This is a genomic window from Bradyrhizobium sp. USDA 376 (genome assembly GCF_054063675.1).
In genome coordinates, this window is the sequence record NZ_JBSSGN010000001.1 from 3,100,387 (window position 1) to 3,111,514 (window position 11,128).

General features: G+C 65.8%; 8 protein-coding genes. 7 read left to right on the forward strand and 1 reads right to left on the reverse strand.

Annotated features, from left to right (window positions below; translation table 11 throughout):
* Positions 1-43 precede the first annotated feature (43 nt).
* Positions 44-2,782, reverse strand: coding sequence for a DNA mismatch repair protein MutS (gene mutS, locus ACVJ19_RS14570; protein ID WP_453948542.1), 2,739 nt, complete (start codon positions 2,780-2,782; stop codon positions 44-46).
* A 324-nt stretch (positions 2,783-3,106) separates the two neighbouring features.
* On the opposite strand from mutS, the gene pcaF reads away from it, so the two are divergent.
* From pcaF to ACVJ19_RS14605, 7 genes are all read left to right on the forward strand, one after another.
* Positions 3,107-4,315 (forward strand): 3-oxoadipyl-CoA thiolase, encoded by a 1,209-nt coding sequence (gene pcaF, locus ACVJ19_RS14575; RefSeq protein WP_453948541.1) that lies wholly within the window; start codon positions 3,107-3,109, stop codon positions 4,313-4,315.
* 208 nt (positions 4,316-4,523) lie between these two features.
* Positions 4,524-5,417 (forward strand): dioxygenase family protein, encoded by an 894-nt coding sequence (locus tag ACVJ19_RS14580; RefSeq protein ID WP_453948540.1) that lies wholly within the window; start codon positions 4,524-4,526, stop codon positions 5,415-5,417.
* A gap of 108 nt (positions 5,418-5,525) precedes the next feature.
* A complete protein-coding gene (gene pcaH / locus ACVJ19_RS14585; protein WP_453948539.1) occupies positions 5,526-6,227 on the forward strand; it encodes a protocatechuate 3,4-dioxygenase subunit beta in 702 nt (233 codons plus the stop codon).
* Between the two features lies 1 nt (position 6,228).
* Positions 6,229-6,831: a protocatechuate 3,4-dioxygenase subunit alpha gene (pcaG, locus tag ACVJ19_RS14590; RefSeq protein WP_453948538.1), complete on the forward strand. Its 603-nt coding sequence runs from the start codon at positions 6,229-6,231 to the stop codon at positions 6,829-6,831.
* A 260-nt stretch (positions 6,832-7,091) separates the two neighbouring features.
* Positions 7,092-8,780 carry a methyl-accepting chemotaxis protein gene (locus tag ACVJ19_RS14595; protein ID WP_453948537.1) on the forward strand — a complete coding sequence of 563 codons (1,689 nt, stop codon included), beginning with the start codon at positions 7,092-7,094 and terminating at the stop codon, positions 8,778-8,780.
* 50 nt (positions 8,781-8,830) lie between these two features.
* Positions 8,831-9,925: a phosphotransferase gene (locus ACVJ19_RS14600; protein WP_453948536.1), complete on the forward strand. Its 1,095-nt coding sequence runs from the start codon at positions 8,831-8,833 to the stop codon at positions 9,923-9,925.
* Positions 9,926-10,017: 92 nt separating this feature from the next.
* Positions 10,018-11,121, forward strand: a complete 1,104-nt coding sequence (locus tag ACVJ19_RS14605) for an IS4 family transposase (RefSeq protein WP_453947895.1) — start codon at positions 10,018-10,020, stop codon at positions 11,119-11,121.
* The last annotated feature ends 7 nt before the right edge of the window (positions 11,122-11,128 follow it).

An 11,128-nucleotide genomic window follows, 5' to 3' on the forward strand; every position in this document is an offset into this window, starting at 1 on the left:
GAAGAGGTGGGTTACGCCTTCGGCTAACCCACCCTACAGACCGTCACGACTTCGGCAGCTTGGCCTTCAACGCATAGAGCGCATCGAGAGCCTCGCGCGGGGACATCTCGTCGGGCTGCAGCGCCTTCACGGCTTCCATCAGCAGCTCGGCCTCGCTCGGCGGCGCGGCCTCGGCCGCGGCGCGGGAGGGGACGGCGAACAGCGGCAGATCGTCCACCAGCGCCCGCGCGGTCTGGCCGCGGTCCTGCGCCTCCAGCTTGGAGAGCACGGATTTCGCGCGCGTGATCACCGCCGGCGGCAGGCCTGCGAGTTTCGCCACCTGGATGCCGTAGGAGCGGTCGGCCGAGCCCGGCAGCACTTCGTGCAGGAACACGACATTGCCCTGCCATTCCTTCACGCGCACGGTAGCGTTGAACATCCGCGGCAGTTTTGCCGAGAGTGCGGTCAGCTCGTGATAATGTGTCGCGAACAGCGTGCGGCAGCGGTTGCTCTCGTGCAGATGCTCGATCGCGGCCCAGGCGATCGAGAGGCCGTCGAAGGTCGCGGTGCCGCGGCCGATCTCGTCGAGGATGACGAGCGATCGTTCGCCCGCCTGGTTCAGGATCGCCGCGGTCTCGACCATCTCCACCATGAAGGTGGAGCGGCCGCGGGCGAGATCGTCGGCGGCGCCGACGCGCGAGAACAGGCGGTCGATAATGCCGATCCGCGCGCGCGTCGCCGGCACGAAGCTGCCGATCTGCGCCAGCAGTGCAATCAGCGCGTTCTGGCGCAGGAAGGTCGATTTACCGGCCATGTTGGGGCCGGTCAGCAGCCAGAGCTGGCCGGATTTTTGCGCTGGCGCAGGCGAGAGATCGCAGGCATTGGCGATGAACGGCTCGCCGTTGCGCTTGAGCGCCTGCTCGACCACGGGATGGCGGCCGGCCTCGATGGCGAAGCCGAGAGATGAGTCTACCTCGGGCCGCACATAGTTCTCGTCGATCGCGAGCTTTGCCAGCGAGGTCGCGACATCGAGCAGCGCAAAACCTTGCGCCGCGGCGCGCAGATCGTCGCTGATCTCGAGCGCTTTGGCTGAGAGCTTCTCGAAGATTTCGAGCTCGAGGTTGAGCGCGCGGTCGCCGGCATTGGCGATCTTGGCTTCGATCTCGCCAAGCTCGGAGGTGGTGAAGCGCACCTGGCCTGCCAGCGTCTGGCGGTGGATGAAGGTCGCGTTCAGCGGCGCCGACATCAGCTTGTCGCCGTGCTGCGCGGTGACCTCGACGAAATAGCCGAGCACGTTGTTGTGGCGGATCTTGAGACCCTTGACGGAGGTCGCGTCGGCGTAGCGGGCCTGCATCGAGGCGACCACCAGGCGCGAGGCGTCGCGCAGGTTTCGTGCCTCGTCGAGCGCGGGCTCATAGCCCTGGCGAACGAAGCCGCCGTCGCGCTTGATCAGCGGCAATTGCTCGTCGAGCGCTGTGGCGAACTCGGCTGCCACATCGCGCGACGGTCGCTGCAGCGCCGCCATCACCGCAGCGATCTCCTGCGGCGGCTGGTCGAGCTCGCCGAGCCGCGTCAGCACCTGGTCGGCGGCGATGATGCCATCGCGCAGACCAGCGAGGTCGCGCGGCCCACCGCGGCCGACGGAGAGACGAGCCAGTGCCCGCGACATGTCGGGCGCACCGCACAGGATGCTGCGGATGTCTTCGCGTGCGGCGGAGTCCGCAACGAAGGTGCTGACGGCGTCGAGCCGCCGCGCGATCGCCGGTGCATCGGTCAGCGGCGCGGCGAGACGTTGTGCCAGCAGACGCGAGCCGGCCGAGGTCACGGTGCAGTCGATGGCGTCGAGCAGCGAGCCGCGGCGCTCGCCGGCGAGCGTCCGCGTCAACTCGAGATTGGCGCGCGTGGCGGGATCAATCGCCATGGTCGCGCCGGAGGCCTCGCGCGCGGGCGGTGACAGCGGCGGGTGCTTGCCGACCTGGGTGCGGTCGACATAGGTGACGGCAGCAGCCGCAGCCGTGGCTTCCAGCCGCGTGAGCTGCGCCAGCCCATCCATTGTCGCGACCGCAAAATAGTCGCAGAGGCGCTTCTCGGCGGTGGCGCCGTCGAAGACGTCGCGGGTCAGCGGCGTCACCGCCGGCAGCTCGCGCAGGGTCTGGCCGAGCTCGCTGTCGTTATAGAGCGCGTCGGTGACGATGGCCTCGTTCGGGTTGATCCGTGCCAGCGTCGCGGCGAGCTCGCCGCCCGAAACTTCGGTCACCATGAATTCGGCAGTTGAGATGTCGATCCAGGCGAGGCCAAAACGGTCACCGCCGGCGGACGAGCGGGCGCGCGCGATCGCCAGCAGGTAATTGTTGGCACGCGCGTCCAGCAGCGTGTCCTCGGTCAGCGTGCCCGGCGTGACCAGCCGCACCACGCCGCGGCGCACGACGCTCTTGTTGCCGCGCGCTTTCGCTGCCGCAGGATCTTCGGTCTGCTCGCAGACCGCGACCCGGTGGCCGGCCGAGATCAGGCGGTGCAGATAATCCTCGGAGCGCTCGACCGGAACGCCGCACATCGGGATGTCGGCGCCCTGGTGCTTGCCGCGCTTGGTCAAGACGATGCCGAGCGTCCTGGAGGCGATCTCGGCGTCCTCGAAGAACAGCTCGTAGAAGTCCCCCATCCGGTAGAACAGCAGCAGGCCCTGATGCGCCGCCTTGATCTCGAGGTACTGTTCCATCATCGGCGTCACGCGCGCAGCGGCTTCCGCCTGCGGCGCGGGCGTTTCGTCGGGCGGCGGTACGGGTATCGGCTGTTGCATGGTCATGAGCGGCGCAACCTACAAAATTTCGCCTCCTGCTCCTATCGCTTTGGCCGGGCAGGGGAGGTTTTCCACGTTGTCCGTGTAGTGCACGCGGCTGCCACATTCTCTGTCGTCATTCCGGGATGCGCCGGAACGGCGCAGGCCCGGAATCCATAACCCCGGCTCGTGGTTATGGATTCCGGGCTCGCGCTTTGCGCGCCCCGGAATGACGGAGAGTTTTGAATATGCCACCCGCGAAACCGTCAATTGACCTGCCGCGGGCGCCCTCCTAAAACTCCGCCGACATTGAAGAATTTGGCCGGATCGCGGCATTCAGGGAGAACAACGATGCGTGACGTCTTTATCTGCGATGCCGTGCGGACCCCGATCGGCCGTTTCGGCGGCTCGCTCGCCAAGGTGCGCGCCGACGATCTCGCCGCAGCCCCGATCAAGGCGCTGATGGCCAAGCATCCCAATCTCGACTGGGCGCAGGTCGATGAGGTCTTCTTCGGCTGCGCCAACCAGGCCGGCGAGGACAACCGCAACGTCGCGCGCATGGCGCTGCTGCTGGCGGGCCTTCCGGATTCGGTTCCCGGCCAGACCCTGAACCGGCTCTGCGCCTCCGGCCTCGATGCGGTCGGCGCTGCTGGCCGTGCCATCCGCTCCGGCGAGATCGAACTTGCCATTGCCGGCGGCGTCGAATCCATGACCCGCGCGCCCTTCGTCATGGGCAAGGCGCAAGAAGCGTTCTCGCGTTCGGCCGAGATCTTCGACACCACCATCGGCTGGCGCTTCATCAATCCGCTGCTCAAGGCGCAGTATGGCGTCGACGCGATGCCAGAGACCGGCGAGAACGTCGCCGAGGAATTCCAGGTGTCGCGTGCCGACCAGGACGCCTTTGCCATCCGCTCGCAGCAGCGCGCTGGCGCGGCGATCGCGGCGGGTTATTTCGCGGAAGAAATCACGCCTATCACGATTCCTGGCGGCAAAGCCGGTCCGATCACGGTCGACAAGGACGAACATCCGCGCCCTGAGACCACGCTGGAAGGTTTGGCAAAACTGAAGCCGATCGTGCGCAATCCCGGCACGGTGACGGCCGGCAACGCCTCCGGCGTCAATGATGGCGCCGCCGCGATGATCCTGGCCTCGGAAGCCGCGGTGAAGAAGCACGGCCTCACGCCGCGCGCGCGCATCCTCGGCCTCGCCTCGGCCGGCGTGCCGCCGCGCATCATGGGCATCGGCCCGGTGCCGGCGACCCGCAAGCTGATGGAGCGTCTCGGCAAGAAGATCGGCGATTTCGACCTGATCGAGCTCAACGAGGCCTTTGCCTCGCAGGGCATCGCCTGCATGCGACAGCTTGGCGTTGCCGACGATGCCGATTTCGTCAATCCGCATGGCGGCGCCATCGCGCTCGGCCATCCCCTCGGCATGAGCGGCGCGCGCCTCGTGCTCACCGCCGTGCACGGCATGGAGAAGCGGGGCGGCAAGCTCGCGCTCGCCACCATGTGCGTCGGCGTCGGCCAGGGTGTCGCGGTTGCGATCGAGAAGTTGAATTAAGACTCCATCCTCCCCCTCTCCCCGTTCTTACGGGGAGAGGGTTGGGGTGAGGGGCCTCTCTCCGCGGATGAGATGACCGTGGGACCTGTACCCCCTCACCCGGATCGCAAGGGCGATCCGACCTCTCCCCGCAGGCGGGGAGAGGTGAAGATTCCGGGGCCGCTCCTTTCACTCGCGCCCGGAACGACCGGATGGTTGGGAGGTGGCTATGATCATCGAGCGCGAGCAGGACGTCACGGCCGCGGCACTGGCGGTAATGGAGCGGACATCCGATCCGCGGCTGCGCCAGATCATGGTGTCCCTGGTCAAGCACCTCCACGCCTTCGTCCGCGACGTTCGCCTGACCGAGAAGGAGTTTCGCGACGCCACTGCGATCGTGGCCGAACTCGGCAAGCTCACCACCGACACGCATAACGAAGTCGTGCTGATGGCGGGCTCGCTCGGCGTCTCCCCGCTGGTGTGCCTGCTCAACAACGGCGACAACGGCAATACCGAAACCGATCAGTCGCTGCTCGGACCGTTCTGGCGGCTCAACTCGCCGCGGGTCGAGAATGGCGGATCGATCGTGCGCTCGCAGACGCCGGGTGCGCCGCTGTTCGTCAATGGCCGCGTCGTCGACAGGGACGGCCGTCCCGTCGCCGGTGCCGAGGTCGATGTCTGGCATGCTTCGCCGGTTGGGCTTTATGAGAACCAGGATCCTGAACAGGCCGACATGAACCTGCGCGGCAAGTTCACGACCGACCAGGACGGGCGCTTCGCCGTCCGCTCCGTGATGATGGTCGGCTATCCCATTCCGACCAACGGCGTGGTCGGCCGCCTGCTCGAGGCGCAGGGCCGGCACCCCTATCGGCCCGCGCATCTGCACGCCCTGATCTTCAAGCCCGGATTCAAGGTGCTGATCTCGCAGGTCTACGATCCCGCTGACCCGCATATCGACAGCGACGTGCAGTTCGGGGTGACGCAGGCGCTGATCGGCAAGTTCCAGCGCCACGATGCGCCGCATCCGACTGCGCCCGACGTCGCAACGCCCTGGTACTCGCTCGACCACACCTACCGGCTCGAGGCTGGCGAGGCCGTGCTGCCGCGTCCGCCGATCAAATAGCGTCGGCGCAGGAGGCCTAAACCCGCTTCCCCAAATTAGTTATATCCTATAATGATTGGCGGAAGCGGTGACCGGCTGGACCTTAAATGGCCGGGGAGGAGTTCGCCGATGACATTCATCTATCCCACTGACAGCAACAAGGCGCATCCGCTGCCGCTGTCGCCCGAGTACAAAAGCTCGATCAAGCGCGCGCCGAACAAGCCCTTGATCCCGATGCGTCACACGCTGTCGGAGCTGACCGGCCCGGTCTACGGCCACGAGACCGTGCGCAAGGGTGACAACGATCTGACCACGCAACACAGTGGCGAGCCGATCGGCGAGCGCATCATCGTGCACGGCCATGTGCTCGACGAGGACGGTCGCGGCGTGCCGAACTCGCTGGTCGAGATCTGGCAGGCCAATTCCTGTGGCCGCTACGTCCATGTCCGCGACCAGCATCCGGCGCCGCTCGATCCGAATTTCACCGGCGCGGGCCGCACCGTGAGCGATGCCGCCGGCTACTACCGCTTCGTCACCATCAAGCCTGGCGCCTATCCCTGGGGCAATCACCACAATGCCTGGCGTCCCGCGCATATCCATCTGTCGGTGTTCGGCCATTCCTTCGTCACGCGGCTGGTGACGCAGATGTACTTCCCGGCGGATCCGCTGTTTCCGTTCGACCCGATCTTCAATTCGGTGCCGGACGAGAAGGCGCGGGCGCGGATGGTCTCCTCGTTCGACCTGGAAAATACCCAGCCCGAATGGGCGCTGTGCTACCGCTTTGACATCGTGCTGCGCGGCAAGAATGCCACGCCCATGGAGAACCACTAAAGTGCAGGATTCTGTGAAGCCCGACGGGATCACCCCATCGCAGACCGTCGGTCCGTTCTTCAAATACGGACTGACGCCGACCGGCGACTATGCGTGGAACGACGCGTTCACCAACTCGACGCTGACGCCTGACGTCACCGGCGATCGTGTCCGCATCGAGGGCCGCGTTTTCGACGGCGACGGCGTTGTCGTGCCGGATTGCATGCTGGAGATTTGGCAGGCGGACGCGCAAGGCCGCTTTGCCGATCCGCAGGACAAGCGCGCGCTGCCCAATGCCAGCTTCCGGGGCTTCGCCCGCTGCGGCACCGACAAGGACGGCAATTATTCCTTCGACACCATCAAGCCAGGCGTGGTGCCCGATCCCGATGGCAAGCCGCAGGCGCCGCACATCCTGCTTGCCGTCTTTGGCCGCGGCATGCTGCGGCATCTCTATACCCGCATCTATTTCAGCGACGAGGCCGGCAACGCCGCCGATCCCGTGCTGGCGCTGGTGCCAACCGAGCGCCGCGCCACGCTGACCGCGGTGCGCGAGGCCGGCAAGCCGGTCTATCGCCTCGACCTGCATTTGCAGGGCGACGACGAGACGGTGTTCTTCGACATGTGAGGCAATGCGTCGCGGCGACTCCAGGTCGCCGCTACGCGCTTCTCATTCAGCGCAATCGCAGCCGACGCGCGCTGCATCCGGGTAAAAAGCGACTCACTCTGCGTTTGAGCGTCAGTCTCGCTGACCTAAAACCGATTGACTGACAGCCCATTCCCGTAGTCCTGCGGAGCTTTTCTTCGGCAACTTGTCCGCGAAGAAAGCCCGTATTTACCGTAGCAGTCTAGGCTCGGTGCGGATTTGATTCGCGCCCGGATTGCTTCATGAAAATTCGCCTGTCGTTGTCTTCCGCGATCATTGCGTTCGGCATCGTGCTCGCCATCGGCTTCACCGCGGTCGTCTCCACCAGCCTCTACGCGCTACGCGAGCTCAAGGTCGGCGGTCCGCTCTATTCCGATATCAAGCTCGGCAACGACCTCATCGCCGACATCCTGCCGCCGCCGGAATACGTCATCGAGGCCTATCTCGAGGCCACCCTCGCCATGCGCGAGCCGGATCAGCTGGCGGCCCATGGCGAGCGTCTGGTCCAGCTCCGCAAGGACTACGACGAGCGCAAGGCCTACTGGGTCGCCTCCAGCCTCTCGGCCGACCTGAAGTCTGCCCTGGTGTCGAAATCCGACGCCGAGGTGCAGAAATTCTGGAAGGCGTCCGATCAGCTCCTGCCGGCCCTCAAGGCCAAGGACATGGCCGCCGCCGAGCGCACCTATGCGCAGCTCAAGGACGCCTACACTGCGCATCGCGCCGTCATCGACAGCATCGTCGAGAACGCCAACAAGCAGAACGCCGACATGGAGAAGCTGGCCGCGGACCGCGACAGCTCGATCCTCTATATCCTGCTCGGCGTTTCCGCCGCGGTCCTGGCCTTCACCGCCGCCGGCCTGCTCGGCGTCGCCCTCGGCGTGGTACGCCCGATCGTGCGCATGACCGGCACGATGCAGAGGCTTGCGACGGGCGATATCGCCGCCGACATCCCCTTCGCGCATCGGCAGGACGAGATCGGCTCGATGGCGGGTGCCTTGCAGGTGTTCAAGCAGGGGGCGATCGAGAACTCCCGCTTGCGCGAGGAGCAATTGCAGAACGAAGAGGAGGCCGCACGCGCCAAGCGCTCCGCCCTGCATCAGATGGCCGAGACGGTCGAGCGCGAAACCGGCCGTTCGGTCGATACCGCGAGCGCGGCGAGCCAGGGCGTGGAACGGGTTGCCACCAGCCTGTCCGAGATCGCCCGCTCGCTGTCCACGGAATCACAGGCTGTGGCTGCGGCCTCGACGCAGGCGCTGGGCAGCTCGCAGACCGTTTCGGCCGCAGCCGAGGAGCTGAGCGCCTCGATCCGGGAGATCGCGACCCAGGTCGCACGCACCTCGACCGTCACAAGGTCGGCGGTCGCGGGCCGCGAGCAGGCCCGCTCGACCATCCAGGCGCTGGCCGGATCGGTAAAGAAGATTGCGGAAGTCTCCGACCTCATCGGCGGCATCGCCGGCCAGACCAACCTTTTGGCGCTCAACGCCACCATCGAGGCGGCGCGCGCCGGCGAGGCCGGCCGCGGCTTCGCGGTGGTCGCGGCCGAAGTGAAATCCCTGTCCGACCAGACCGCCAAATCCACCGAGGAGATCGCGCGCCTGATCGCCGAGATCCAGGCATCGACACAGGCGGCAGTGGATGCCGTCGAAGTCATGGGAGGCCACATCGTCGAGATCGACGGCGTTGCGACCTCGGTTGCCGCCGCGATGGAGGAACAGGACGCGGCGACACGGGAGATCGCGCGGTCGATCTCCGAATCGGCGTCCGCCGCGAAGGACGTCTCGGCCAAGATCGGCAATGTCAGCCGTGACGCGGCTTCCGTGAACGAGCGCGCCGCGGAGGTCAGGCAGGCGATCGCGGGCATGGCGGCCAATCTGGAAACGCTGCGATCGGTCGTGGTCCGGACCGTGCGGGACTCGACCGCGGCGGCGTAAGGCCCCGCGTCGGATCTGACGCTGGTGCGTTGGGGGTGTGATCGTGCAGTATGGCGCGGGACAGGGGCATCGTGAATTTCATGACACCTCCACAACTGCCGGATGTTGTTGAGCCGGCTCGGCTGACGGCTGCGCTGCGCCGGGGCGGCGTGCTGGACGCTGGCGCGGTGCGCGAAGTGAAGGTGCTGCATCAGCGCGACACCCTCGTGTCGCACATCATCCGCCTTGGCCTGCGCTATGTCGGAGACCCCGGCGGTGCCCCGCAATCGCTGATCCTGAAGACGGCGAATGCCGCGTTTGCGCAGAAACTTGCCAATGGCGGCCGGCGCGAGGTGGCTTACTACACGCAGCCCGCGCCAAAAATGCCGCCGGGACTCGTGCCGCGCTGCTTCCATGCGCATTTCGACGAGGAGAGCCTCGCCTGGCATCTGCTGCTCGAGGATCTCACCGACAGCCACGAGGTCGCGACGCAATGGCCGCTGCCGCCGTCACGCGAGCAGGCGATCGCGATCGTCACGACACTCGCGCGCTGGCATGCGGCCTGGTGGGACCATCCCGATCTTGGCGACACCGTCGGCACTTGGGCGAGCCCTGAGGACAGCGCGCAGCGCATGGAGGCGTTTGCGGGTCATTACGACCGCTTTGCCGATTTGCTCGGCGACCGCCTCAGCGAGGAGCGGCGCATCCTCTACCGTCGCCTCATCGATCAGTCGGAACGGCTCTCCCAGCGCTACCATTCACGCCGTCATCTCAGCATCACCCATGGCGATGCCCATAGCTGGAATTTCCTGCTGCCGCGCGCAGGCGTCGCCGATACCGCGCGCATCTTCGATTTCGATCTTTGGAGCATCAACGTTCCGACCGGCGACCTCGCCTACATGATGGCGATGCAATGGTACCCGGAGCGACGGCAGGCGCTCGAACGCCCACTGCTCAACCTCTACCACGAGACGCTGATTGAAAGCGGCATCACGGGCTACACGCGTGGTGCGCTCGATCGCGACTACCGCTGGTCGGTGCTCTGGCACATCACCAGGCCGGTCTGGATGTGGAGCGTCAACATCCCGCCGTTGATCTGGTGGAACAATCTGGAGCGGGTGATGATGGCGGTGGAGGATTTGGGGTGTGAGGAGTTGTTGGGGTAGTGGGCGTCACAAGCCCGATGTCGTCCTGGCGAAAGCCCATGGGCGCTAAAATAGGATTTGCGCATTGGATTGGCTTGTGATTCCAAATTGGGATGGCACACGAATCGCTTGTGAACGAGGACTGGGCGCGTGTTGTCGCCCGGCTTGGCGGCGCCGAAGCGCTCAACGTTAGCGCGCGCGAGACGAAGGCGTTTGTCCGCCCGCGGGAAATCAGCAATGCGGTGGATTTGCTGCGCTTGATCCTGGCGTATTGCCTTGGCGAGCGAGGTCTGCGGTTGACGGCGGCATGGGCCACGTCGGTGGGCCTTGTCGATATCTCCAACGTGGCTCTGTTGTATCGGTTGCGTCAGTGCGGAGATTGGCTGGCGAAGTTGATAGGCCAAGCACTGGCGAGCGGTGCGCCGAAGGCGAGCCACGGCCGCCTGATCCGCATTGTTGACGCCACGACGGTCCCGAAGGCTGGGACGAGCGGCAGGAACAAGAACGCGGTGTGGCGCATACACAGCGCGTTCGATCTTCCGCAGGAGCGCTTTGGTCACTTCGAGCTGACCGATCAGCGAGCGGGCGAGACGCTGGACCGGATACCGGTGATTGCCGGCGAAATCCGTCTTGGCGACCGCGCTTATCTGCAACCGGAGCGCATGGCACGTCTCGTCGATGCCGGCGCGGACTTCGTGATCCGGTCCGGCTGGAAGAGCGCGCGTTGGGTTGATGCCAAAGGTGGTCTGGTCGATCTGACGGCCGAACTGCGCAAGGCTTCGGCATGTGGCCTGATCGATCGACCGATCTGGATAAAACGCAAGTCTGGCGCACCGCTGCTCGCTCTGCGTCTGGTTGCCGTCAAGAAGCCGGCGCAAGCGGCCGCGGTCGCACGACGCAAGGCGCGCCGAACGGCCCAAAAGGGAGGCCACCAGCTCTCCAGGCAAACACTTGACGCTGCAGATTGGGTGATCCTGGTGACCTCGCTCGCACCGGAGGACTTCTCAACGAGCGATGTCCTTGCCCTCTATCGGCTGCGATGGCGCATTGAACTCGGCTTCAAGCGGCTCAAGAGTTTGATTGGCCTGAAGGGCCCTCCCGGAACTGACGAGCGGTCCGCCAGGCCCCACATCCTCGCTCATCTGCTGATCATTCTCCTGCTCGAGCCACTCGTCGACGAACTCGAGGACTCTCCCCGCTTGGCCGAGGCCGCCTGACCCGTCC